Origin of the sequence: Paenibacillus sp. V4I3 (assembly GCF_030817215.1) — a bacterium.
In the GTDB taxonomy this organism is placed as follows: Bacteria; Bacillota; Bacilli; order Paenibacillales; family NBRC-103111; genus Paenibacillus_E.
Genome location: NZ_JAUSZA010000001.1, coordinates 2,344,094 through 2,370,314, shown reverse-complemented (window position 1 = coordinate 2,370,314; position 26,221 = coordinate 2,344,094). Strand labels below are relative to the sequence as shown.

21 protein-coding genes, 1 riboswitch and 1 other annotated feature are annotated in these 26,221 nt (G+C 44.6%); of the genes, 9 read left to right on the top strand and 12 right to left on the bottom strand.

Annotated features, from left to right (window positions below):
* The first annotated feature begins 130 nt into the window (after positions 1–130).
* Positions 131–1,231, top strand: coding sequence for a GGDEF domain-containing protein (locus QFZ77_RS11000; protein WP_307439349.1), 1,101 nt, complete (start codon positions 131–133; stop codon positions 1,229–1,231).
* A 445-nt stretch (positions 1,232–1,676) separates the two neighbouring features.
* Here the strand turns inward: QFZ77_RS11000 and mqnC are convergent, their stop codons facing one another.
* The 4 genes from mqnC to metA form a co-directional block, all read right to left on the bottom strand.
* Complete coding sequence (gene mqnC / locus QFZ77_RS10995; protein WP_307439347.1) at positions 1,677–2,813, bottom strand: cyclic dehypoxanthinyl futalosine synthase; 1,137 nt, start codon at positions 2,811–2,813, stop codon at positions 1,677–1,679.
* A gap of 136 nt (positions 2,814–2,949) precedes the next feature.
* Positions 2,950–4,122, bottom strand: coding sequence for a trans-sulfuration enzyme family protein (locus QFZ77_RS10990; protein ID WP_307439345.1), 1,173 nt, complete (start codon positions 4,120–4,122; stop codon positions 2,950–2,952).
* Positions 4,119–5,288: an aminotransferase class I/II-fold pyridoxal phosphate-dependent enzyme gene (locus QFZ77_RS10985; protein WP_307449416.1), complete on the bottom strand. Its 1,170-nt coding sequence runs from the start codon at positions 5,286–5,288 to the stop codon at positions 4,119–4,121. Before QFZ77_RS10985 ends, QFZ77_RS10990 begins: the two co-directional genes overlap by 4 nt.
* A 35-nt stretch (positions 5,289–5,323) precedes the next feature.
* On the bottom strand, positions 5,324–6,268 hold the full coding sequence (gene metA / locus QFZ77_RS10980) for a homoserine O-acetyltransferase MetA (protein ID WP_307439343.1): 945 nt from the start codon (positions 6,266–6,268) through the stop codon (positions 5,324–5,326).
* 101 nt (positions 6,269–6,369) lie between these two features.
* Positions 6,370–6,498, bottom strand: a riboswitch (SAM riboswitch).
* A gap of 245 nt (positions 6,499–6,743) precedes the next feature.
* Between metA and QFZ77_RS10975 the strand changes: the two genes are divergently transcribed.
* Positions 6,744–6,971 carry a hypothetical protein gene (locus QFZ77_RS10975; RefSeq protein WP_307439340.1) on the top strand — a complete coding sequence of 76 codons (228 nt, stop codon included), beginning with the start codon at positions 6,744–6,746 and terminating at the stop codon, positions 6,969–6,971.
* 302 nt (positions 6,972–7,273) lie between these two features.
* Positions 7,274–8,209 (top strand): magnesium/cobalt transporter CorA, encoded by a 936-nt coding sequence (corA, locus tag QFZ77_RS10970; protein ID WP_307439339.1) that lies wholly within the window; start codon positions 7,274–7,276, stop codon positions 8,207–8,209.
* Positions 8,210–8,284: 75 nt separating this feature from the next.
* On the opposite strand, the gene tyrS is transcribed toward corA, so the two are convergent.
* Together tyrS and QFZ77_RS10960 are read right to left on the bottom strand one after the other, a co-directional pair.
* The gene (gene tyrS, locus QFZ77_RS10965; RefSeq protein WP_307449413.1) at positions 8,285–9,541 is read right to left on the bottom strand and encodes a tyrosine--tRNA ligase; all 1,257 of its coding nucleotides are present in this window, start codon (positions 9,539–9,541) and stop codon (positions 8,285–8,287) included.
* A gap of 56 nt (positions 9,542–9,597) precedes the next feature.
* Positions 9,598–9,868: a binding site (T-box leader), on the bottom strand.
* Between the two features lie 56 nt (positions 9,869–9,924).
* Positions 9,925–10,938: an HRDC domain-containing protein gene (locus QFZ77_RS10960; RefSeq protein ID WP_307439338.1), complete on the bottom strand. Its 1,014-nt coding sequence runs from the start codon at positions 10,936–10,938 to the stop codon at positions 9,925–9,927.
* A gap of 201 nt (positions 10,939–11,139) precedes the next feature.
* Between QFZ77_RS10960 and QFZ77_RS10955 the strand changes: the two genes are divergently transcribed.
* Positions 11,140–11,433: a DUF3055 domain-containing protein gene (locus QFZ77_RS10955; RefSeq protein ID WP_307439336.1), complete on the top strand. Its 294-nt coding sequence runs from the start codon at positions 11,140–11,142 to the stop codon at positions 11,431–11,433.
* Between the two features lie 56 nt (positions 11,434–11,489).
* The gene (locus tag QFZ77_RS10950; RefSeq protein WP_307439334.1) at positions 11,490–11,795 is read left to right on the top strand and encodes a hypothetical protein; all 306 of its coding nucleotides are present in this window, start codon (positions 11,490–11,492) and stop codon (positions 11,793–11,795) included.
* Between the two features lie 456 nt (positions 11,796–12,251).
* Here QFZ77_RS10950 and QFZ77_RS10945 read toward each other — a convergent pair whose 3' ends face one another.
* Positions 12,252–14,384, bottom strand: coding sequence for a glycoside hydrolase family 52 protein (locus tag QFZ77_RS10945; protein ID WP_307439332.1), 2,133 nt, complete (start codon positions 14,382–14,384; stop codon positions 12,252–12,254).
* 164 nt (positions 14,385–14,548) lie between these two features.
* Here QFZ77_RS10945 and QFZ77_RS10940 point away from each other — a divergent pair, with 164 nt between their 5' ends.
* Entirely contained in the window at positions 14,549–15,460 is a 912-nt protein-coding gene (locus QFZ77_RS10940; RefSeq protein ID WP_307439329.1) for an AraC family transcriptional regulator, read from the top strand.
* A gap of 113 nt (positions 15,461–15,573) precedes the next feature.
* Here QFZ77_RS10940 and QFZ77_RS10935 read toward each other — a convergent pair whose 3' ends face one another.
* Positions 15,574–17,058 (bottom strand): tagaturonate epimerase family protein, encoded by a 1,485-nt coding sequence (locus QFZ77_RS10935; RefSeq protein WP_307439327.1) that lies wholly within the window; start codon positions 17,056–17,058, stop codon positions 15,574–15,576.
* A 177-nt stretch (positions 17,059–17,235) separates the two neighbouring features.
* On the opposite strand from QFZ77_RS10935, the gene QFZ77_RS10930 reads away from it, so the two are divergent.
* Positions 17,236–18,081 carry a helix-turn-helix domain-containing protein gene (locus QFZ77_RS10930; RefSeq protein WP_307439325.1) on the top strand — a complete coding sequence of 282 codons (846 nt, stop codon included), beginning with the start codon at positions 17,236–17,238 and terminating at the stop codon, positions 18,079–18,081.
* A 102-nt stretch (positions 18,082–18,183) separates the two neighbouring features.
* Positions 18,184–19,158 carry an aldo/keto reductase family protein gene (locus tag QFZ77_RS10925; RefSeq protein WP_307439323.1) on the top strand — a complete coding sequence of 325 codons (975 nt, stop codon included), beginning with the start codon at positions 18,184–18,186 and terminating at the stop codon, positions 19,156–19,158.
* A 49-nt stretch (positions 19,159–19,207) separates the two neighbouring features.
* Here QFZ77_RS10925 and QFZ77_RS10920 read toward each other — a convergent pair whose 3' ends face one another.
* On the bottom strand, positions 19,208–20,041 hold the full coding sequence (locus QFZ77_RS10920) for a 5'-3' exonuclease (protein WP_373462732.1): 834 nt from the start codon (positions 20,039–20,041) through the stop codon (positions 19,208–19,210).
* 440 nt (positions 20,042–20,481) lie between these two features.
* Here QFZ77_RS10920 and QFZ77_RS10915 point away from each other — a divergent pair, with 440 nt between their 5' ends.
* On the top strand, positions 20,482–21,819 hold the full coding sequence (locus QFZ77_RS10915; protein ID WP_307439321.1) for a cation:dicarboxylate symporter family transporter: 1,338 nt from the start codon (positions 20,482–20,484) through the stop codon (positions 21,817–21,819).
* Between the two features lie 161 nt (positions 21,820–21,980).
* Here the strand turns inward: QFZ77_RS10915 and ssuE are convergent, their stop codons facing one another.
* From ssuE to QFZ77_RS10900, 3 genes are all read right to left on the bottom strand, one after another.
* Positions 21,981–22,523, bottom strand: a complete 543-nt coding sequence (ssuE, locus tag QFZ77_RS10910) for an NADPH-dependent FMN reductase (protein WP_307439318.1) — start codon at positions 22,521–22,523, stop codon at positions 21,981–21,983.
* A 160-nt stretch (positions 22,524–22,683) separates the two neighbouring features.
* Positions 22,684–25,848 (bottom strand): glycosyltransferase family 39 protein, encoded by a 3,165-nt coding sequence (locus QFZ77_RS10905; protein ID WP_307439316.1) that lies wholly within the window; start codon positions 25,846–25,848, stop codon positions 22,684–22,686.
* 83 nt (positions 25,849–25,931) lie between these two features.
* On the bottom strand, positions 25,932–26,159 hold the full coding sequence (locus QFZ77_RS10900) for a DUF7667 family protein (protein ID WP_307439314.1): 228 nt from the start codon (positions 26,157–26,159) through the stop codon (positions 25,932–25,934).
* Positions 26,160–26,221: the final 62 nt, after the last annotated feature.

The window sequence follows — 26,221 nt, the reverse complement described above, 5'->3', positions numbered from 1 at the left end:
CGAACAATTTGCCATTTCCATTCATCAATTTTTTGTCAAATCTTTCGTGCATATATTCCAATCTCACAGATATTCGTGTTATGATACTTGTAATAGTGCTTAAGTAGCATATCTTTTGGAGTGGGTATCTATGCAAATTGACGCATTCGATCAGCACAAACAAGACTGGAATCGGAAGTTACTTAATGCCTACTGGTTACTTGTTTCTATTCAATTACCATTCGAATTTCTCTATTCTTTGACAACCAAGCAAGAAGATCCATCTCAAGCCAATCACCTTATCCTCCCTCTACTCATCATGATCCTCATCATGTTAACTCTCGAAACCACCAACAAGTTATTCAAAAAGCTGCTGGATTACCAAATCATTAGCGGCGGTGCCTTCTTATCGTTTACCCTTATTTATTTCAATCATGATGTTAAATTAACTCCACTCTACTTTTTTCTCCCTATTTTCGTTTCTATCTTTTACTTTCAACGTTCCAAAATTATTTATTCTGTTGGATTATCCTTTCTATCTATTTGCGTTCTTTATGTTGCAAGGTTGAGTGTATTTTCCGGCTATGTGTTATCCGATCTCCTATCCGTCGTTCCGATTCTAGGTATAGTCTCTATCATAGCGTTAGGGATTATGAATCGCGGCGTTGAAATTTTGAACAATTTGAAAGCAACTACTGAACTTAAACAAGAGTTGATGATCAAAAATATTATTATGGACAAGCTGTCCAAAACGGATGCTTTAACAGATCTATATAACCACATCACATTCCATGAATATTTAGATGAGCTCATTCAGCAAAGCGGTGCAGGTAACTTCTGCATCCATATCGCCGTGCTGGACATCGATAATTTCAAAAAAGTCAATGATACTTATGGCCATAGAGCCGGTGACGCTGTCTTAAAGAATGTTAGCAGCACACTGAAAACCCGGGTGGGCTTAAACGATTTTGTCGCTAGATATGGCGGCGAAGAGTTTGCTATCATCTTCACAGAGAAAGCTACCGAGGAAGTATTCGAAATATTGGAACGTATTCGCTGGCAAATATCTCAATCGAAGTATGAGGAGTTAAACGGACAATCTGTGACCATCTCAATCGGACTCAATGAGTATCGCCCGGGTACTAGTAAAGAAACCCTATTCTCAGGCGCTGATCAATCGTTGTATACAGCCAAAATGACAGGTAAAAACAAAACGGTCATTCAAACCGCTCAGCTTAAGGAAGCAAACTAAAGCTTCTATTGTAAAGAAAAAGCCTCCAAGTTGGAGGCTTTTTGGGTTGTGGGACATAACGACAAATAAACGCTTATCTAATTAAATCCCTCAAGTAGATTTAACTTAGATAAGCGTTTTAGTTATTAGCTAGGTCTGCATCACGACATCCTTATCGATCTTCTGCCCTTATCCTAAGTATGATTCAAAAATACTTTTTACAAGCAAGAATGGAAGTGCACCAATTGAGACAAAAGCATAAAAAAATCCTTGAAGAAAATTTTTGAATAATTTCACAAGAATCACTCCTATCATTTTTGTCTAAATTGCGACTACTCCAATTATACTCCTTTTTCAAAAAGAAAGATGAAAATAACATTAATTCTTTCATAACTTGTCTAAGTAAATTCAATGTGCATTTAAAACAAAAAGAGAGCAGCCGCAGCTGCTCCCCAAATCACATTAGTTAGTTTTGCATCACGAAATCTTTATCAATAACGAGCGACTCGTCATCAAATACACGCAATGTTTGGTATTTCGTATTCCGTTGAGCAGGAATTTTCCCTGCTTCGCGGATGATTCGCAGCGTAGAGTTAACGTTGACCTTGTGCGTTGTACCCGCCGCGGAGACCACGTTCTCCTCAATCATTGTACTTCCAAAGTCATTACAACCATAGCTAAGTGTTTGCTTGCCCACTTCAGGTCCCATCGTCACCCACGACGATTGGAAGTTAGGAATGTTATCAAGCATAATCCGGCTAATCGCCAGCGTCTTCAAATACTCCTCAGGCGTGACTTTCTCTGCCTTCATATTCGTATTATCCGGTTGGAATGTCCACGGAATAAAAGCTAGGAAGCCTGGTGTATTGAGCTTCTGATACAGAACATCATCTTGTGCATCACGGATACGCAGCATATGGAGTGCTCGCTCTTCCATGGATTCACCAAAACCAATAACCATGGTACCTGTTGTATGCATACCAATTTTGTGAGCGGTTTGCATAACGTCCATCCAATCGCGCCATGAACCTTTTAGCTTACTAATTTTGCGTCTAGTGCGATCATCCAGAATTTCTGCACCGCCACCTGGCAAGGAATCGAGTCCCGCTTCGTGCAATTGACGAACGACTTCCTCTAGAGATAAACCATCCGAAACATCTTTCATTTTCATAATTTCAGCTGGTGAGAAAGAATGCATCGTAATATCAAAACGTTTCTTAATTTCTCGAAGGATATTCGTGTAATAGCTGAATGGAAGATTCGGATTCGTGCCGCCCTGCATGAGGATTTCGGTCCCATCTACATCCAGAGTCTCTTGGATCTTCTGGAAAATGGTTTCATCGGGCAATACGTAACCTTCTGATGAACCCGGTGGACGGTAAAACGCACAAAATCTGCAATAAACGTCACAAATATTCGTATAGTTAATATTCCGCCCAATGACGAATGTCGTTATTGGATCGGGATGCCATTTCTTCATAATCTGATTGGCGGTGTCGCCAATCTTCTCTATTTGATCGGATTCGAACAGCGTAATACATTCCTCTACATCAATTCGTCCGCCTGACTGTGCCTTATATAAAATGCGATCAATCGGTTTCAAAGCTACTCACTCCTTTACTTTCTGAAGGCTTGTATCCACTCATCGTACCATATTCATGCCAAAAAAGCAGCAATATGCTGCTTTTACCAAGGCGTATTCCATTTCAAATATGACCAATTTTCGAATTCATGAAGGTCTAACCGCGGAGGGCTTGTTCCAAATCTTCAATAATGTCTTCGATATCTTCAAGACCTACCGAATACCGCACAAGACCGTCCGTAATGCCGCGAAGTAAGCGAACTTCCTTCGGCATCGAGGCATGTGACATCATTGCCGGATAGGACAAGATGCTCTCCACTGCGCCCAAGCTTACTGCAACGAGTGGAATACGTATTTTGCTTAATAACTTTTTCGCTTTCTCGCCGGAACCAACATCAAACGAAACAACCGCTCCATAGCCTAATGACTGCTTTTCATGAACGTCTCTACGTGGGTGGTTCGGGAGTCCTGGGTAGTAAACAACATCAATATCAGGCTGCTCTGATAGCCAATTTGCCAGTCTACGAGCACTAGTTTCGGACATTTCCATACGAGCTCGCAAGGTTTTCATCCCACGGATCAACAGCCAAGAATCTTGAATGCCTAGTACGTTCCCCATGCCATTCTGAATTTGTTTCATTCGGCGACCTAGACTGTCGTTAGCAACTACAGCCAGCCCAGCCAGAACGTCACTGTGTCCGCCAAGGAACTTCGTTGCACTATGCAGCACAATATCAATACCCAGCTCGATTGGACGTTGATGGTAAGGTGTCATGAACGTATTATCCAGCATCGTAAGCAAATCGTGCTCTTTAGCAAAAGCAGCGACTTCGGCGATGTCCGTAATACGGAGTGTCGGATTCGAAGGTGTCTCGATAAATACGGCTCTTGTGTTAGATCGCAGTGCTGCACGTACTTGTGCGATATCGGTCATATCAACGAATGTCGACTCCACACCCATACGATTCATAATCGTTGTCAGCAGGCGATAAGTACCACCATAAACATCTTCGGTACAAATAACATGATCACCCTGCGACAAAAGCATGAAGGCTGACGAAATAGCCGCCATACCCGAGGCGAAAGCAAATCCGCGTGTACCGCCTTCGAGTAATGCAATGTAGTCTTCCAGAGCTTGACGGGTTGGATTGCCGGAACGGGTATAGTCATACTCTGGTGAGACTTCTAAGTCAGCTTGATGAAAGGTTGAGGCTTGATACAAAGGCACACTAGATGCCCCTGTCGCTTCATCGATCTCTCCACCGAAATGAATGAGCTTCGTTGCGAATTTGCCATGCGGCTTACGTTTATCTTCTTGTGGATGGCTCATGATAGCGAATCCCCTTCCAATTCGGCTTGCGCCTTGCTGAGAGCATTCGAAAGATCCGCAATCAGATCATCAATATGCTCGATGCCAACAGAGAAGCGTAAAAGACGGTCATCTACACCGATTTGCTGACGAATTTCGAGTGGAATATCCGCATGTGTTTGTACAGCCGGATAGGTCATAAGTGATTCGACACCGCCTAAGCTTTCCGCGAAAGCAATGAGCTCTATGTGACGAAGAATCGGTTCAATCAGTCTCGCATCCTTTACTTTAAAGGAGAAAATGCCCGTGTTTCCACTCGACTGCTTATTCTGAATCGCATAACCAGGGTGCGTTTCAAGCGCTGGGTAGTAAACTTCACCGATCAGCGGGTGTTCCAATAAGAACTTCGCGATTGCCGTTGCGTTCTGCTCATGACGCTCCATGCGAAGCGCAAGCGTCTTCATTCCCCTCATAAGGAGCCAGCTGTCTTGCGGTCCAAGCACAGCACCAATGGAGTTGTGCAGGAAGGCCATCTGCTCTGAAAGTTCTTTGCCCTTGGTCACGATGAGACCAGCGAGCACGTCATTATGACCGCCGAGGTACTTGGTCGCGCTATGAATGACGATATCAGCACCAAGCTCAATTGGACGTTGAAGATATGGCGTTAACAAAGTGTTGTCGACAATCGATACGATGCCCTTTTTACGAGCCCATGTACACACAAGCTCAAGGTCTGTAATCATCATCAGCGGATTCGTCGGTGTCTCAATGACAAGACCTTTGGTATTCGGCTGGTACGCCGCTTCCAACCCATCTAAATCATTCGTGTCTACATACGTAGCGGTCACACCAAAGCGCGACATGATTTTCTCAAGCAGGCGGTACGTACCGCCATATAAATCCAAGGAAACAATCAGATGATCTCCTTGGCTAAAATAAGCGAAAATGGTTTGCAGCGCAGCCATTCCTGAGGAACAAGCAAAGCCCGCATCTCCAGACTCCAGCTGAGCAATAGCATCCTCGAGCACCTTGCGTGTCGGGCTTTTAGTACGCGCATAGTCGAATCCTGTACTTTGCCCAAGCTTCGGATGACGGAACGCAGTTGCTTGGTAGACTGGGAAGCTGATAGCTCCAGTAACGGGTTCTTGAATAGAGCCAATTTGGGCGAGACGACTTTCGATTTTCAACAAAGGGAGTTCCTCCTCAGGGATATGGGTTCGAATTACAATTGTGAGCTTGCCAAACTTTCGTTGATGTTAGCGTTCAGTTCAAATGGTGTTTCTTGATAGACATAATAATTCAACCAATTGGAGAACAGAAGATTCGCATGCGCTCTCCAAGTATTATAAGGCTGTCTGCTCGGATCATTATTCGGGTAATAATTTTTGGGGATCTCGATTGAAAGCCCTCTACTCACATCCCGATCGTACTCCCATTTCAAGGAACAAGCATCATATTCCGAATGTCCTGTTACGAAAATATGCTTCCCGTCTCGCGTTGCGGCGATATAAACACCGGACTCCTCTGATTCCGATAAAATCTCCAAATCCGGACATTGTTCAATGTCTTCACGACGAATATCCGTATGACGAGATTGCGGTACATGAAAGACTTCATCAAAGCCGCGCAGCAACTTTGTATTCGGTACCTGAACGGTATGAGGAAATACTCCGAACATCTTATTATCGAGCGCAAACTTTCGCACACCGAAATGATGATACAAGCCCGCTTGAGCTGCCCAACAAATATGCAAGGTAGAAGTGACGTTGTGCTTACTCCAATTCAGGATTTGCGTCAATTCCTCCCAGTAATTCACATCTTCAAACTCCATCTGTTCGACAGGAGCACCCGTGATAATCATGCCATCCAGCTTTTCATCTTTAATATCGTCAAATGTTTTATAAAACATTTCCAAATGCTCGACAGAAGTGTTCTTAGAAGTATGAGTTTTAGGATGCAGAAGCACGAATTCCACCTGCAATGGCGTATTTCCGATTAAACGCAGAAGTTGCGTCTCCGTCGTCTCTTTGGTTGGCATCAGATTCAATAAAGCAATTCGAAGTGGACGTATATCCTGGTGGTACGCGACAGATTCGTCCATGGTGAAGATGTTCTCTTGGTTTAAAATTTCTTTGGCAGGCAGGTTGTCAGGAATCTTAATCGGCATCCTGTTCACTCCTCTTCATAAGTTTTATTTGGGAAATAAATGAAAAAATGACCTTCTCTGGAATCAGAGAAAGGCCATGGAAAATCAAAGTCAATGTCCTTCTCTTATCTCCCAGATTCGCTTTAAACAGCGTTTCCGCAAGAATTAGCACCGTGCATCCCTTTGCTTGCAAAGGTTTGTCGGTTGCCGGGTGTCATAGGGCTAGTCCCTCCACCTACTCTTGATAAGAAAATGTAACGTATGCGATTAAAATTATCATACTATAAATTAAACCAAAGTCAAGGCATGAAACACTTGTCAAGAGAAATTAGAGCAAAGAATTTTCAACGGTTTGTCCCCTTATAATTCAAATGATACAAAATGTATCAAATAAATATGTTTAAGCATTCTTAAATACGGGTTATATGATATTAAAACACTAATATATATAACAACACTCTATTGATAAACCATACTTCATGAAAAGAGGTCATTTATGTCAACCCAAACGATCGATAGCTTCTCCGCTTTTGCTTCATTAAATCGCTTTTTCGCCCTAATCGAAACCACAAAACCAACGATTCAACAAGCAGAGGATGCTGCGGCCCTGGTATGCCGTATCTACGGTGCTAACAGTGAAGAAGAATTGCTGCAGCGCGGTGATCCTGAATTAATTGAGATTTACAAAGAAATTAAAAATAAAATTTTTAATGCCGCCATGTAAGTCATGGCGGCTTTTTTTTGACACCGACTGAGCGTTATCTCCATACTTTATCTAAACAACAATCTACCCAGTTTCTGCAAACTTTTATGGCTTGAAACGTGATATATGAAGGGTTATACTAAACAAGTATTCGACACGGACGAAAAAGGAGGGCATACGTTTGGACGGAGAACCGAGGAGTAGAACCTGCAAGGATCTTAAACAATTTAATAGTGTAGGAATGCAGTCGGTTATTCCTTCATCCGGAGCCTTGCTCTAAAAGATGAACTAACCGACTGATTCCATTCAAAGGGGTGGATCAGATGAAAACACGGTGGGTTCAGAATGGCATTTTTACGTTGGTTGATGACGTGACTGTCGCCCTAACACCTCCAGAAAGAGGCTTTTATTGGATTGATGCAGGGGTAGAAGACTTAGAGATCCTTCAACCTATGTTCCATCTTCATGATTTGGCCGTGGAGGATTGCTTAAGCGAAGAGGAACAACGTCCCAAAATTGAGTTCTACGATTCCCATTATTTTATCGTTATTAATAGTATTCGATTTGATGATGAAGAAATTTTCCTTCGAGCACTTAATCTATTTCTTAGCAAACATGTCATTATTACAGTTACTAGACAAAAAATTAATGAACTTCGAGCTTTGAAACCTTTTCTCTGGGAAGAGGAAGTAAACAGCGCCGATCGTTTCCTATACCATCTGGTCGATCTTGTCGTCGATAATTATGTGGCGGTCGGTGACCGTATCGAGGCCAAGATTGAAAAGCTGGAAGAAGACATTCTGATGGCAACGAAGAAGTCGCATTTGAATGAAATTATCGGTCTTCGTTCAGAGATTTTATGGCTCAAAAAAGTGCTAGTTCCTCAGCGTGATGTGATTGGAACACTTGGTAAGAAAGAGCTTAGACTAATTGACCATCAGCTGCAAAAATATTTCGGAGATATTTATGAAAATGCCGTAAAGATCGTGGATACGTTCGATACGCTGCGCGATCTCATGGGCAACTTACGAGAAGCCTATCAGTCTAGCGTCGCTAACCGTGCGAATGAGATCATGCGAGTTTTCACAGCAACTTCGACGATCTTCATGCCTTTGACGTTCATTACCGGCGTGTTCGGAATGAATTTTGATAACATCCTCGGGCTTCATGTGGCTCATGGCGATGAAATTGTCTTAGCGTTCATGGGTGCATTAGGTATTGGCATGTATGTATTATTTCGTAAAAAAGAATGGCTATAGATACCTTTTGAACTTGGAAAAAGTGAGGGCTTCTTGGAGCAGAACGCTGCTATCAAGGAGCCCTTTTTGTCCTGTTTAAATCAGCTTAATTTTAACAAACTTCCGTTTCCCCACCTGAATAATATCCCCATCCTTCGGGGTTATTTGGTCATGAATTTGCATGACCTTCTGTTCATTGATCTTCACTGCCCCTTGCTCCACACTTCGTCTTGCTTCCCCGTTGGAAGCTTGCAGATCTAGTAAAACGAGAAGCTTAATGATGGAGATTGAGCCTTCTTCCAACTGGCCAATGCTTAGAGTCATTTCTTCGATGTCTTCGGGCAAAGCTCTCTTTTGGAAAACGGTTATAAAATGCTGTTCTGCATCTTCAGCCGCCTGCGCACCATGATACATTTGCACATATTCCTTAGCCAGCTTCATCTTGGCATCTCTCGGATGGATGGCACCTGCTTCTAGCTCACTTTTGAGATCATTCAGGGATTCATTTGAGATGGACGTTGTTAACTCGTAGTATTTGGTCATGAGCGAATCCGGAATCGACATCGTTTTGCCGAAAATTTCGTTAGGAAGCTCGTCGATGCCAATGTAATTCCGCAAGCTTTTGCTCATTTTTTGAACACCGTCCAAGCCTTCGAGCAGCGGCATCAGAATAGCTACCTGCCCATCTTTTATCTCATAAGCACTTTGGAGCGTTCGGCCCATCAAAATGTTGAAGGTTTGATCGGTTCCGCCTAGCTCAATGTCACTTTTAAGAGAAACCGAGTCATAGCCCTGCATTAAAGGGTAGAAAAACTCATGAACATGAATCGGCTGATTAGCCGCGTATCTTTTGGCAAAATCGTCCCGCTCCAGCATGCGCGCAACCGTTACTTTACCAGCTAGCTTCAGCACATCATCGAATCTAAGCGCTCCAAGCCAAGATGAGTTGTAGTAAAAGGTAGTCTTGGTCAAATCTAATATTTTGGACAATTGCGTCTGATACGTTTGCGCATTGAGCTTAACATCTTCCTCTGACAGCTGCTTGCGTGTCTCTGACTTTCCGGTTGGATCACCGATGCGTCCTGTGAAATCTCCAATAATGAGTTGAACCTCATGTCCCAAATCTTGAAATTGACGCAGCTTCTGCAAAACAACGGTGTGGCCAATGTGTATATCGGGCGCAGACGGATCTAAGCCGAGCTTCACTTTTAGCGGCGTACCTGTTACCACTGCGTGCATGATCTTTTGCTTGAGTGCTTCCTCAGGCACGATTTCGGCAGTGCCCCGCCCAATGACAAGTAATTGACGTTCCACTTCCTGCTGCTGTATTTCGGTAAGCTGATCCCATATCAACATAATATTAATCCTCCTCATCGTAATAAATACAAAAAAGACAACCTGCGCGTCCACAAAGGGACGAGAAGGTTGTCTCGCGGTACCACCCTAATTAAAGAGAAGGGTTTGCGGTCTCTCATTCGCAAAGTTCTCTTTCACTTAGATTCATAACGACAAATGAATGCCGGGTAAAAGCTACTGATGCCCTAACGAGCATGTTCCCTTAACCAACTCAGAACTGTAATTCGGAGCCATACTTGCATCGGTTTGCACCTTACACCGACTCTCTGCAGCAGTGGCATTTCTCCTACTTCGGGCATAGCCCATGTTCGTCATCGCTTTCATTGATATTTAGATTATTGATCATTTAATCATATAATCCTAATCAATGTCAATACTAGCTAGCTTGCAGCTTGAGAAGTAAACCTATCCTTCTCCCTGCGGAAGCGCAAACGGAGCAATCGCAGCCACTCATAGGCGCGGTCAAGGTCTTTGCCTTTGAGCTCCTCCGTGCCGATGATGCGCTGCAGCACCGGCTTCAGGTAGCGGTCACCTTCCGATTCGAAGGCGTTCCAGGCTTTGATTTGCTCTTCTTCCGGGATCGAAGCAAGCTCCGCTTCCACAAGCGGATCCATATCGTATCCCTCACGCTCCAAATCCTCCACCCAGAGCAGCAGTTCCCTGCGCGGCATGGTTAGCACTGCTTGCAGATCAGCCAAGCTTCCTCCGCCTGCAACGATCTCAAGAAGCTTGCGCTTACTAACCTCACGGTCAAGCTCTGTACGCAGCTTTTGCTCCTTCTGAGCGTGGAGCCAAGCCTCAAACTTCACTGTGTCTACGCTTTTAGCCACCCAATCTAATGGGAAGCCATTCGAACGTGTATACTCAGCGGTTAAATTGAGCACATCTGCCGCGTACATGGTCGTCTTCTGCTCACCGAAGCCAGGAATTTGCTGCAGCTCTTCCTTACTCTGGGGCAGGAAAACGGAGATCATGCGAAGCACACGGTTCGTGGCGAGAATATACGGTGCTTTCCCTTCGCGGGCAGCTTGTTCGCGCCTCCAAGCGCGGAGTGTTTCGTACACTTCCTCACTTGGATTTTCTTCGCAGTAGTAGGTCAACATCTGTGTCATTCTAGCCTTGCCCGACAGGCCTTGCGCTGATTCCAAATCCGTACTAACAAGCGGACGGAAACCGGAACGAACTTTATCTCGCAGCCCCTGACGGAAAGCACTCAGCATCTCATCCCAGCTCAACCCCTGATACCACTGATCTTGCTGAATTTTGCCAGCGCTATCAGGCTCATTCCAAAAGACATTCCAAATGCCTTGTTCTTCCCCAATCGACACTTGGGCCGATGTAACGCGATGATCCCCCGCTTCTTTCTCCAATGTGTTCAGAAATACAATATTCATGCCTTCTCCTCCAAACGGTAGCTAAAAATAGGTTCAGAAAAACGAAAAAGCACCTCCTCAGCTTGTTAGCTGAAAAGGTGCTTCCCTTTTTCTAATATCCAAATCATACCATGTTTGTCAGATGGGCGCAAGATATGTTTTGTTGACGAGCTTTTTTCGGTTATAATGAGGTACATACTAGAAAGAGAATGGAGGGCCCTCATGTCTGATTATGACTTTTTATACGACTATCAGGAAGAAACAACTACACGTTTCGTTTGTTTTGTTGGCAATGCGCTGCACCGTTTTGACCTCGCTATTATGTCTACATCCCGATATTTCGGCAAAAAGCTTGTGATTGATTTGCAATCCGGACGCAGTGCTGTTATAGGCCCAGATGATCTGGCGGAAGAAGGATATTTGGAACATGTTTTTAAAATTAATGAAGAACAAGCACAAGAACTCAATGAATTCTTGTCGCAAATTATTGGTTCCATTCATTTTACGGATATTTAAGCAGGCGACGGGGGACACTGGAAAAAGCATAGCAACCTGATAAGGAGGCTTTATCCATGAGTGATAAGTTCCCTAACGACAAGTATAGTCATACAAAAGGCTTTATTCCTGAGTACCGCGACGCTTTCACCGATTTGGAGACAGTCGAGTCCCAGCGCAATGACTTAATTCCCGAAGAATTTCCCGAGGGTCCTTATGGCACAAGCCTAAACACCGAATCACTTGGAAAAAGTAAACCCTGGCGAGAGGACCAACGTCCGCCTAACCAATTTTCTTACGAGAATCACGAGCTGCATGAAGGTATTAAAAGGGATTATCCCGGTGAAGACGATTATCGGAACGAACCGATGAATCAAGAATAAATTGAGCGAGCCAAACGTTTGATACTACAAACGTTTGGCTCGTTTATTGTTTTTTAGATGTGAGTAAACCCTTCAAGTTGCAAAACATACAACAATTTTCTTCACTTTTACGTTAAAAGCTATCCCATGTTGTAGAAAGTGCAACATATTTGCTTAAATAGGGGCTATTTTACTCAATTTAATGGAAATTGTTGTATGGCGTACAACATCTTTCACCTTCTAACCTTCTGAAGGGAGTTATTGTTGTATTTACTACAACAATCATACCTATTTACTTGTAAGAAGGGGAAGTTTTGATCCAAATGGAGCTTCTTGTTCTTATAGACTCCTAAACTCCTAGTGGCCAAGTGGTTTAATCTCTTCGTCTTGGGGTCTTGGGGTCTTGGGGTCTTCTGCTCTTGTGCACTTGTGCACTTCGCTCTTCTGTTCCTGCACTTCCTTCTGCTTCCCAGTTTTCTAGACAGCCTGATATTTATCCTCTAGCAGCCAGAGGATGCTAGTTACGCCGCGCGGGTAATATTTACTTCCTTGAATTTCCCCGGAAATGATCTGATCGCTCCAACTCCAAAACGACAACTGCGGATGTGTGAGCCAGGTGACATGCGCAGCATCAGCCGCCGTTCCTTGCGCTTCCCAAGGAAGCCCCAGAATTTCGCGTGCTACAAACTGGCACAAATATATTTTACTCAGCCATGAGTTGTTACTTGTGGATGAAAGTTTCCAACCACCATCAAGGAATAAGCACACATCAGGGACGAGCACCGTAGTAAGGTGTTTCTTCAGCGCTTGAATGTAAAAGCCATAGCGGCCATTTTCATCGAGTGCTTCTTTGCAGCCAGTGAAGTAAGGGAAGACAAGACCTTCAATAGCCGGGATAATGCGAGAATCATTACCTTCACCAATAACCGCCGGAATGTATCCATCCACGGTCACGTAACCAACGAGCGTGGTTGCACACTTCAGCGCTTGATCTCCGGCAATTTGCGCGATATCTCCACGGCCATTGCGGTTGAAAATACGCTCCATAGCCAAGTAAGATGCCCAACACTTACCAGCCAAATAAATGTTGTTACGAGCTTGCCCCAAAGATACATCTAAGCTGTCATATGTGGTGATCTCCGCTCCGCCCATCGTACGGGTGCTATCCAGCGCCATGATGCCGTTACGCAGACTTGGATCAGGGTTATCCCTGTTCAACATGCTTTGCAGGCATTGTTCGAAGATAGCTATATTTTGCTCCAACCATTGTTGGTCATCGCTTCGCTCTACATAAACAGCTGCGCATAAAACCCAATTCACAAGCTGTTCATGCGTCATATGGGAGAAACAACCATGTAGTCCGTACAGCTCATATGAAGAATAATTTGGTCTTGAGAGGGTATTGGCAACACCCATATCATGTGTAAAACTAAGGCCACCCGGATATTCTGTTGCGTCCCCAGGAAAGCGTACTCGATCTTCGTAGCTGTAGCGCTTAGCGAACATATTGAGTTCATTTTTCACAGTCCACGGATTCAATTCAAGTTCATAAAACAATTGGTCAACCGTAAGATCAAAGGTGTTCATCATGCGGTATTCCCCTTCGTTCACGACCCAGAACGGCTCACCATCCATATCCAGCAGCTGCGTGCTGCCGTAATAGCTGCGAATCGCATGGGATAGCATGAACTTCTGGTCGTTCGAAAGTTTGGATGCCCCGATGCGATCATTGCTTTGATCCGCTAGTGCAGCTAGCTCATCGAAGTGATCTAACGCATAGCGACCTACCGCTTCAATGTTCTTAAATAAACGAGCATACGTATACGAAGCATCATGACCGGCTGTCACAATTCCGGAACGGTGGAAACATAACGCGAAGCGATAAGTCCGCTTCTCGCCAGCAGGTGTGTCCGCAAAAAGTGCGCCTATGGCCCCCAGACCGAAAGTCAAATTTTCGATGGGATAAACAGTCAGAATGTCCTCGATACTAAAATGCAATGCTGAGCGCACATCAGGATCCTTAGAAACGATAGCGGTAATCCGGCCTTGCCCAACGCCAGCTACCTGATCCATTGTATCGTCAAGCCTACGCATCGAGCTGTAAGGATCTGAGCCTTGATAGCCAAAGAACACTCTTCTCGAGGAGGTTCCCTTCGAATTATCTACGGTAATTTCAGCCAATACAGCAGGTACTAGGGCAAGACGCAGCTCTTCATCCGTAGCTGCTTCAGGATCCGGTACAGGCTGTGCTTGGGATAATAGTCGAAAAGTTAGATCTCCAGCTGACCACGTATCCGTTCCGACATCAAACAGTCTGGAAATCGCACTATCCGCAAATGGAAAAACGATTTGGGGTTTATTCGGATTCGGATCAGGGTTCTCAATGTCATAGCGTTGGCTTTCGGCCTCAGCGTCGGCTTTATTTTCAAAAAAAGGCAAAGCCTCGTAAGTACCGCCTTGATTGGATTCCAATCCAATATAAATGTTTTGCTCGGGCGGACGACCCTGTTCCAGATCGAAACCTCCTTTTTTGCCTGGAAATCCAAGCGTGAAACTTGCAAACGCTCCCATCGGAGAATGATGGGCATTAAAAAATTGATTTTTCGGCATAAATAAATGCTCCCTTCAGGATTCATATACCCTAATCATACGTTCAAGCGAACCTTTATCCCATGGGCAAAACTTGCTTTCGTTTGTACAAAAGACACATCGCTTGAAGGCAGCTTGTGGTACAATAGGGAGCAATTATAGGTTTTTTCGGAGGAGAGACTCCAATGCTGAATCATTCTAATTCATCTTTGCCCTCTGGGCTTGAACATAGTGTAAGCGGGAGTATGCTGCCGGATCTGCAAATTTCGTTTCGTGTGTTTGCTGCACATCGCCGTAAAGTGAACGCCAATTGGTCTTTTCCTGAGCATAAACATAGCCAATATGAAATCAATGTCGTGCTCGAAGGCAGTCAGTATATGCGTGTGGAAGGTAAAAATTACACACAGACCGAAGGAGAGATATTATGGCTGACCCCGAACCAACGGCATAGCAGCCTAGGGGTCTTGGACGGAACTACGATGGAATATGTCTGTATCCATTTCGAAGTGGACGACTCTTGGTTACGTCAACAGCTGAGCCAGCTGACCGATGTACGATATCCGGTCGGCAGTCCACTTGAACAAGCGCTTCGCCCCATCATTAAGGATGTTGCACAAGCGACCAAAGAAAGTGAAGGCACGCATCAGAAGCTGCTGACCTTGCTAGCTTCATTCCGTTTGTTCGCGGTTTTGAGCGAACTCCTGCTTCAAGTAAAGCAGCAGCTTTCTGCTCAAAACCCGACCACAGAGCTGGCGGAGCAAATTGCGGCCCACATTGAACGTGAATGGGCGCTAGTGTCCAATGAGGAGGACGGCACGGACGATAAGGAACCACTGCGGATCGAGCAGCTTGCTGAACAACTGGGATACAGCTCCACACACTGCAATCGTGTATTTCACAAAGCTTACGGCATTTCACCTCGGCAGTATGTCAGCATGATCAAGCTCCGTAAAGCGAAGCTGCTGCTCATGAATCCTGCGCTCTCCATCGAGCAAATATCCGAGCAGCTCGGATATAGAGACTTATCCCAGTTCAGCAAACAATTCAAACGGTGGACGAATATGTCTCCCACTGCTTATCGTCAACTCTCCTATTAAGTCGATACGGTAACTATAGGTCGGGTGACTTTCCCTTGCTATCAACAGAAAACAAAAAATGAGAAGGCAGGAATAAACCTTGCCTTCTCATTTTTTGTTTTCTGTGCCCTCTATTATTTGCCTAGCAGTTCTAAATGTCTGCCAATATGATAGCGAAGACCTTCAGCAAAGGCATCTTCTTGTTCAGCCAACGTTTGGAAGAATTCGTCCGCAAATTGTTTGCTGCCATCGGCATTCTTCGCTTGCAGAAGCAAGCCGTACGTTATGTGCAGTAGCTGGCGCGCATTGTTTTCTTCCATGTAATCCGGCAGACCGGCATCGCTCACTTCACCCAATGGGACGATAGCGTTAATGTCAGTTGTCACATGATAGTAAGCTGTAGCATCACTGAAATGCTCAAGCGCATACTGATGCATGCGGCGGTATAGGGAAGGATTAACCTTCGCTACGACACGTACCGCTTCGAGCCAGTTCGTTCCAGCTGTTTTGATATGGAACAGGCCGTTCGTGTACTGCCCGATGAGCGGGAACACGCTGAATTTATCGCTGCCGGAATGAATACTAAGCTTGTATTCGAAATGTACAGCAATCGCGGCATGGCTAGCTAATTCACGTTCAAACTGAGCGATGTCGCCGATATAGTCAATTCCTTTCTGGAATTCCCCACAGAAGCGCGGCGCCATACTGAAAATTGTAACCCCGCGATCGCGAAGCTCGTTAGCTACCAAATAGTGCGCTTCAGGAGATGTCGGGGTAGCCGTTTCATCAATAGAAATTTCAAAATCAACTGCACGATCAAGCGTCGCGATGTACTTACGGAAGATTGCTTCCATGAAATTGATTGCTGCGTCGTAGATCAGGACATCTTTCTGTAGAGCTTGACGAGTATAGTTAAGCGTTGCCCCAGGAACATTAGCTGCTGTCTCTAGGTAACGCTTTTCATAATGATTGCGCAAACTAGCTGGCAGCTGCTCGTATTTTGCAGCGATTTCCGCTTCAGACATGGATTCAATTGTGTTGTCGATATTTTCCGAGCAATCCAGTGTCAACATCGTAAAACCAAGTCGCAGCGCATACTCGATGTCTTCTTCTTTCTTCAAATGGTCGCCGTCTGCGCCATACCCATCTTTGTAGCCCTCTTGGAATACAGCATAAGCAGCCGCATCCAAAACATCCTCATAGGTTCGGCCTGTTAGCGCGAGTTCACGAATACTTTGCTGTGCTAGGACAGGGCGAATGTCTTTGCCGCGAATCGTTTGAATATGTCCAGGGCTTGCAATCCCAAGTCGATCACCTAAACCCATTGTAGCTACTTGTGTACCAAATGCTTGTGGAGCAGTGTATGGAAGAAACTGGTTAAGTATCAGACGATTTTCGTGGGATAGAGAAGCCACTTTGCCGCCGTCCACGCTTTCCCCAATGAGTTGGTCGTATAGTTCTCCCTCGCCTGCAGCAATAAGTTTCTTTCCTGCACCTGTTCGCACCATTAGAAGGGAAGTATTACCTACTTGCGTGAAAGATGGTGCATAAACTTTAACATCTGGTGAAGTAAATGTAGTTATATTCCCTGATTTTATAGCTTCGATAAGCTGTTTCATTGTGTAAATCCTCCCTTGTTTTGCAAACGTTTACTCATTTCTCATAGCTTAATCATATCGCAAGGTACGAAAATTTTCTCATCATCTTTTCTTATTTTCCGTTGAAACTATTCATATTTTTCACTGAAATCATGCTATACTTCAAATAATCATTAGAGAACCAAAGGAGTCTTACCTATGTCACGAACTGTCACTTTCGGCAATGAAGATGAAGGCCCATTTTATATCCAACATATTCATCGTTCTGGTTCCTTCGAGAGGACTCAACACATGCATGACATGTACGAGCTTTACTACTTGTACGAAGGAGAACGGATGTACTTCATTCGTGATCGCTCGTATCTCATTCTTCCCGGGGACCTTGTGCTCATAAATCGGCGTGAGCTTCATGCGACATCAGACTCGGACAACTTAGGACATGCGCGTGTAGTGATTAATTTCGATGATAGCTTTTTAGTGAATGTCAAAGAGGAGGCTCCATTTCTTCTCGATGCCTTCACGCATGCTATACCTGTTCTGCGACTAGATCTGCCTACTCGGCGCTTGGTCGAAGACATTTTGGGTAAATTGATTCATGAAGCGAAGGAGCCCCAGCTTGGGCAAACTTTCGCCCTGCGGCAATATTTGACCGAGCTTCTGCTATTCACAGCACGTTTCGTCCTTGTGCATCCGTCTACATCTCCCGAACACGTTTCCCCTCTGCATCGAAAAATTTCAACTATCGTGAGATTTATCAATATTCATTATCCTGAACCTCTCCGTCTGGAAGAGCTGGCTGAGCGATTCGAAATCAGCCCTGCCTATTTAAGCCGGATGTTCAAGGAAATTACCGGATTTTCACTTGTTGAATATGTGAATCTCGTTCGTGTGCAAGAAGCCCAGCGATTACTGACAACTACGAAACTTAAAGTTATTTTGATCGCTGAGCAGGTAGGCTTCGGGTCACTTGTGCAGTTCGGACGCGTCTTCCGTCATATGACCAAAACGACACCTCTTCGCTATCGGCAATCGGCGGTTACTTAAGTTAAAGTAACTAAGTGAATAAATAGTGCGTCATTGCCAAGCTATCCTTTCTACTCTTATAATGACTTCAAAGCAGCATAATGAGAGGATGATAAACATTTCATGAAGTATAGAAACGTGGGTCGTAGTGGGTTAAAAGTGAGTGAAATTAGCTTGGGGAGCTGGCTTACCTACGGTACAGCAGCTGAACAAAAGGCAGCAGATGCTTGTATCGCGAAAGCTTTTGAAAGTGGTATTAATTTCTTCGATACGGCTAATGCTTACAATCGGGGTGAAGGCGAGAAAGCGATGGGGGCAGCGCTAAAGCCTTATGAGAGGTCAAGCTATGTGCTCTCGTCAAAGGTCTACTTCCCGATGGGTGAAGGTCCGAATGACCGAGGTTTATCCCGTAAGCACATCTTCGAACAGTGTGAAGCGAGCTTAAAACGATTAGGGGTCGAATACATCGATTTGTACTATTGCCATCGCTATGACATCCATACACCGCTGGAAGAGACGCTTCGCGCTTTGGACGACTTAGTTGCCCAAGGCAAAATTATGTACGCCGCTGTCAGTGAGTGGAGCGGTGCCCAAATTAGCGAAGCAGCAGGCATTGCCGAACGTTTGCGCCTAAGACCGCTGATCTCTAATCAGCCGATTTACAATATGTTTGAGCGCTATATCGAGCGAGAAGTATTGCCTGTGTCTGTGCAAAAAGGATTGGGTCAAGTTGTGTTCTCACCGCTTGCTCAAGGTATTTTAACCGGTAAATACAAGCTGGGACAGCCGCTTCCGACAGAGAGTCGTGCCGCTAACGAATCCGTGAATGGTGTCATTAACAGCTATTTGAATGACCAGGTGCTTCAGGTTGTTCATGAGTTGGAACAGGTTGCTCAGCAATTGGATATCTCTTTGGCACAATTGGCTCTCGCTTGGATTCTCCGTCAACCAGGTGTGAGTTCTGCACTCATCGGTGCGACCAGACCTCAACAGATTGAAGAGAATGTGAAAGCCGTTGATGTTGAGCTTGGAACCGAAACACTGGAACAAATCGAAGTCATCCTCAAACAAGTAGCCAATTTCGCGCCTGCACGTTAAAAATGAAAAGGGACAGGGCCATTAATAGCCCTGTCCCTTCCTTATGAATTTAAACAATTAATCTCATCAAACCTTTGAATTCCAATTCCTCGAACTTGCTAATGACTTTCTCCCGCTCCATCGACCATCCGCATTCCTCAAGCGCACAAGCGACAGGCGCATCCAAACGAATCGTAGCCAAATCACGTGATAAATGCAGCATGTCGATCTCCGCCTCAATTTTGGCGCGAACACCTTTCGGCAGAGCCGCTAAATTTTCCAAAATCCCGGCGATGTCCTGATATTCCATCAGCAGTTTGGTCGCCGTTTTCTCACCAATTCCTTTTACCCCTGGATAGTTATCCGCCGTATCTCCTGTTAAACCCTTCAGATCGATAATTTGAGCAGGTGTTAGACTCTTCTCTTCCATCAAGGTTTCCAGCGTATATACCATATAATTGGATTGACCTTTTTTCATAATAATAACTTCCGTATTCTCATTTACAAGCTGAAGCATATCGTGATCGCCTGTGAGAATCTGTACCTTCGTAGATGGACTATATGTACTTGCCAATGTGCCTATGCAATCATCCGCCTCGTATCCAATAACACCTACGTTTGGAATGTTGAAGCTAGCCGTTACTTCCTTCACTAAATCAAACTGAGGGATCAGCTCTTCCGGAGCAGGTCCGCGATTTGCTTTGTAATTATCAAATTTCTCCGTACGAAACGTCTTACTTCCCATGTCCCAGCAGCAAACAACGTGCGTAGGTTTGAACGTCTGGATCGCATCTAGCAAATATTTAAGAAAACCATAAACCCCGTTTACCGGCATGCCGGCACTTGTTCTCATAATGTAACCACTGGAAGAAGTGGCGTAATAACCACGAAATAATAAAGCCATGCCATCGACAAGAAGCACAGATTCAGATGATGTTTCGGACAAAATAATCGCTCCTATTCTATAAATCATAACGTATAAGTTCTACGACTAGTATAGCATGGGAAGGGTTTGTCCGAACACAAAAAACCACTACTAGTAAAAGGTACCAGCAGCGGTTTTCCCATTTCGCTATAGTTAACAGCATGTATGCCACTTAAGTTCTAAGTATAAAATATGTTGATTCATCATTTGTTCATGGCGTCAATATCCACCTTATCGAGCCGTTATTACAGTTATGCAGTGTTAACAACGGGGGATTCTATTTTTGTGTTTTCAAACAATGTTATAAAAATAAACTATTCATGTAACATAAGTTAACCTAGAATGATGAACAGAGTTGAAAAGAAATATTCACATTAGGGACTATTGATATCAAAAAAATGAAGAAAAGAGGATGCATAGTGAATCCAAAAACGGCACCCGTAAAGAAACCTTTTTATCAAGGCCTTTTTTTTCAGATTATGGTATCAATCATCGGGGGGATTTTAGTCGGTTATCTTTGGCCGACAATTGGTGTCGCATTAAAGCCAGTCGGCGACGGTTTCATCAAGCTTATCAAAATGATCATTTCACCGCTTGTTTTTGGTGTTGTCGTCGTTGGTATCGCGAAGGTCGGCGACATCAAATCAGTTGGTAGGATAGGCGGAAAAACCCTCCTTTACTTCGAAGTCGTTACAACCTTTGCCCTAATCATAGGCATGGTAGTGGCGAACTTATTCAATCCCGGCGCGGGAATGCATATCGATCCTGGAACCTTGACAACGGAAGCTGTCAATAAAGTTACTAAGAGTTCTACACTTCCAAGCGGAGCGCAATTTTTCCTGAATATCATCCCAGATAGTGCTGTCTCAGCGTTTGCTAATAATACAATGCTGCAGGTACTGCTCGTTTCCTGCTTCTTCGGTTTTGCGCTTATCCATGTAGGCGGCCGAACGGCGGAGGTTGTTGTCGATCTTCTAGAGCATTTCAATAAAGTCGTGTTTCAAATTATGGGCTATATCATGAAGCTTACAGCTATAGCGACATTCGGCGCGATGGCGTTCGCTGTTAGTCAGTATGGGATTACCACACTCGTGTCGTTCGGTAAACTCTTTGTGGCCATGACGATCGCTTGTCTTGCTTTTCTCATTGTGTTAGCTATCATCACACGGATATTCGTTGGCATCAGCCTTTGGAAGTTAACCCTCTACATTCGAGAGGAGATCATTCTCGCGTTTGCAACAGGTTCGACGGAAGCGGCAATGCCGCAGCTCATGAATAAATTTGAACATGCCGGCTGCAACCGAGCTGTTGTCGGACTGGTTGTTCCGACCGGATATTCATTCAACCTAGACGGGGCGTCAATCTATTTATCACTCACTCTGATATTTCTTGCCCAAGCGACCGGCGTCGAATTGAGTCTTGTCGAACAGCTTATGATTCTGGGAGTCCTTTTGTTAACGTCCAAGGGAATGGCTGGTATACCGGGTTCTGCATTTGTGGCACTGTCAGCGACTGCAGCGGCAACAGGTTCGATCTCTATGGCCGCCGTTGCTCTAATGCTTGCACCGGACCGATTCATGGGGAATTATCGTACGACAGTGAATATTATCGGCTACGCTGTTGCCACCTTCGTCATTGCGCGTTGGGAGGGTTTGCTTGACCATAATCGCGCGAAAAGCGCCCTCGATGGCAGTCTTCCATTTACTTCGGTTGAAAATAACGTTTTAGCTGCGAATAAACAGCAAATGAATGCATAAAATAAAATTACTAACGGAATTGTATCCTTAAGTAGGACCTACTTGAGGATACAATTCCGTTTTTGTATGTTCCATACGCGATTATTTGTTACTTAGATTACGCTTAACTTCTTGGTCGGTCCTGCTTAAAATAAACTTAATAACCAATCCATCAAAATAACTTAACGGCTCGTATGCCATTTAATTTCTTGAATAAATTCAGTCACGGATTCTTGCAGTCGATCTGCAATTTCATCGTCCAATATGGCTTGTCCTTGATCGCCCCACGTCACTTGCTTATCAAGTACATATACACCTTGCAGGATGTTCTGCGCGCCTAATGCAGAGAGTACTGGCTTGAGCGCGTAATCTATCGCGAGCAAGTGAGATATCGTCCCTCCAACGGCTAACGGAAGCACGACTTTGTGCCCGAGGCCTTTTTGCGGGAGTAGATCGAGGAAAGCTTTTAACACGCCTGTATAAGAAGCTTTATATACCGGCGTAGCGACGAATACGGCATCTGCCTCAGCAACATGCGCGTTCGCTTTTACAATAGCTTCGCTGTCAAATTTGGCATATAACAAATCCTCTGCCGGGATGTCGCGTACCTTAATCCATTCCACTTCCAAGCCCGCTTTCAAAAGTTCACTTTTTGCCACTTCGATTACGCCATGCAAACGGGACGTAGGTGTTGGACTTCCAGAAATAATAACAACTTTAGCCATTTGATTCACTCTCCATTAGGGTTCTGATGAAAAAAAGACTCCGCTGCCTTTGCTCTGTACAAAGTGGGAGTCTCCTGGTGTTTGGTTGACCATTTTAATTCATAGTATTTTACTTGGGTTTATATTACCATTGCCATTTATGAACGTCAATACTTTTTGTTTAAAAGAAATTCCAACCCGGCAGCCACCGGAGGAAGAAGGAATATTTGGATGGAATGATCATCCCCGAAAGAATCGGATAGAAGAGAATGAAAAGAACGAATACGGCAATTAAATATCCGTAGACCCATCTTTTCTTATGAAGCGGTCCTTCTTCTAAATACTCTTTGATGTAATAGGTCAAGATCAGCACAAGGAATGGCACCATCGCAAAATAGTGATAAATAAATGTGAGCCTTGGCACTAAGATCCATGGTAAATACTGCGAGCAATAAGCGATTAGCAGCATCCGCAGCAGCTTATCTTTACGTGTAACTGCTACATAAAACGAAAGAATGACGGCAATGAAGCCCGGCCACCATACTAGCGGATTCCCGAACGAAACGATGCTCGAAAGCATGCCTTGCGGCATGAGCTTAGCTTGATAATACCATATCGGACGGAGCATCATCGGCCACTCCCACCAAGGGGAAGAGAACGGATGCGTTGCGACCAAATCTTTATGATATTTGTACATGTGAACCTGGTAGGTGACCACATCCTTCAGATTGTGTCCCGGTCCGGGAACCATCATGAACGGAATATAGGATAACGTATAAACACCTAGAGGTACAATGACAAATGTGAGTACGCACCACAGTAAAGTAAGCAGCGTGTTTCGTATGAAAAGCTTCTCTACAAGCTGTAGTCGGCTGCGCTCGGGTTCTGTAAGTGGTGGCTCAATATCTGCCTCGCGCAGCAAATTTCGTGCAAATCGATATTCGCCGAACCGCTCTAATAAAGACAAGAGCAGTAGCACAGCAAGTCCTGCACCACCATAGATTACGATCCACTTGGATGCAGCTCCAATTCCGAAGAAAAGACCTGATAGCCCTAAGGGGATTAACGTAGTCCAAAGCTTTTCCCTGTAAAAGCTAAGTGTTGTGTAACGATACATGAAATAGAACATCAGCATAATGAAGAATACGCCGTAAACATCTATCGTCGCGATTCGCGTCTGCGCAAAGTGCATGAAATCAAAAGTAAGCAGGAAAGCAGCGATAAAAGCATATTCTGAACGGCCGAACATTCGCTTAGCGAACACATACATGATTGGAATCATGCCGACGCCGAATAGCGTTCCAATTATTCTCCAGCCGAACGGATTCAATCCAAACACATAAATGCCAATAGACATTAGAACTTTTCCAAGCGGTGGATGCGTGCTTTCATAAGGCTCTATTTGGTGAAGATGCTCATAGGCGGTTCTGGCATGATAGATCTCATCAAAGTACGTGCCATTCATATATGTAGGTGTGTACGGTACTGTGGTAGTTTCATCAAACAAATTAGCCGTCTTACCTTCATCAGCCGCGTTTATATCTTGTTCCGAAACCTTAGCAATCGGCAAGATAGCCGTGCTGCCATCTCCGAAAATACCTATTTCATGAAGATGCATCGCCGCTGCTTCCTGCGCATCAATGACCATTTTAACGTAACGCGCATCTTTCTTAGGCTCGACTGTGTTCCAAGTGAATACCTTGGTGTGGTCGGATTTCACCGATATTTGATCCTGCCACTGCGTACCGTCCTGTGAAAACCAGAATGAATAAGACCCTTCACCTACACCTGCAAAGGTGTTAATTCTCGTAATGTTGTGTGAGCGGCCAAGGTCAGCAATGACCGTTTCTCCTGCGCTTGTTGGCTTCCAGAACGTTGTAGGAGCCTTATGCCCACCTAGATGGAACAAAGCAATTATCGTGTAAATTAACACTAATGCGCCAAGATAAAGCGCATCCTTTTTTGTGAAAAAACGTCCCCTTGTACTTCTTTCGACCCCATCCCTACTTGGTTTGAAAATCGCATTCCACCGTTCGGACTCTGTGTGAATTTCTTGCTCTGTTGGCAGCGGAACTGGCTCCTCCACCTTCTGTTCTTGTTGTGATTCCACGAAAAGCCTCCATCCCAATAAACATGCATAGGCAAACATCATAACATTGATGGCCGAAACGACCAACATCAAAGGATCATATCTCGGAATGTGATAATCCTGATGAAAACTGCGTAACAGCACATCGGCAATATTTATAAAATGAGTGATGCTAAAACCAATAAAAAGCCACAGAATCCGGCGATCCTTTATGTAAATGAAGCTGGTCAGCGCGAGCAATAACCCATAGTGCAAATAGCGCTCGTGCATTTTGGTCATACATATGAAAACGGCCGTGATGAATAAGAAAGCCACATACAGTAAGGCGCCACGCCGTCCTTTGCTGCGAACATATAAATAGCAAACATAGACGATGGATAGCACCATAAGCACCCACCCAATCAATTGATAAGAGATGTGCAGGATACTGCTATTCAAATCGATAAAATTGCCGCCTAAGAGTGCCATAAGATTGAAAGCGTTCAAGGAGGCATACGGATATGAAGCTAAGGTACCAGAGTATAGAGCGATCAACCAGCCATACCCTCTGCCAACGGCAAAAGGGAGTGAAATCACGGCCATCGTTGCAGCTCCGCTTAAAACACTCAACAACAATACCATCATGCTGCGCTTTCGTAAAACGTCGATAAGTAGAAAAATACCGAAAAGAAGTGCCTGCGGCTTAAGAAGTAGGGCTAGTGCTATAAAAACTGCGGCTTGTGGAAGTTTCCCCCGCTGTTGTAGTAACAAAGTTGCAAGGATAAATAACATAAAAAATGAGTCAACCTGTCCCCATATCGCGGAGTTCGACCAAATCGCTGGATTGAAGGCAAACAAAGCAGCAATTTGAAGGGCTTGTATCCATGTCCGTGCCCCGCCAAGGCGACTAACCGCTAGCTGAAATAAGAGGTAAACCGTGACCAGGTCAGCCAGAATGGCAGGAAGCTTCAGAATGACCAGTGACCCTGCACTCTCCCAGGGAATTGACAGCTTGTGGTGCAGTAAGCCAACGAGATACAAGACATACATATACCCAGGAGGATAATCGAGAAAGTATTCTTTGGCGTTCGTGTACAATCCGGATAAACCTACTGAATATGCGCGATCTGCCCACGCTAGGAACGTTCGTACGTCAGTATCATAGCCCACCCAGAGAGGAGCTAGATATAATCTTAGTAATAACGCGGTTAATAGCAGTAAACCCAGAAGAAAGAATTTATGGGGAGCCCCCCACAATTGCTTGAACCAGCTTACCATGTCACATCTCCTTAGATTTAGACTACTACCATTATACCCGTCCACTCTCTTGCAGAAAAGGAAAAAAGCACCGACCGGATAGGTCAGTGCTTGGGTTCAAGCTTTTCGATGCGCTCGCAAATGTCATGCAGCCAATCATAGTCTCCGGTGAGCGAGGCACAGAGCGATAAATTTTCCAGCTTCAAACGGTTCCATACATATGTCGCGTTCGCTTCCATACAAAGCAGTAATTCATCTTGCTCTGCTCGTGTTAACTCTCGCGCTCTGCGTAATGTCCATAACTCCGCCATACGTTGATGAACGGCCAACATGGTCTGGGATACCCTCCTGCTAGTTAAGTAGCTACATTATGAAGTATGGTCAAAAATAGAAG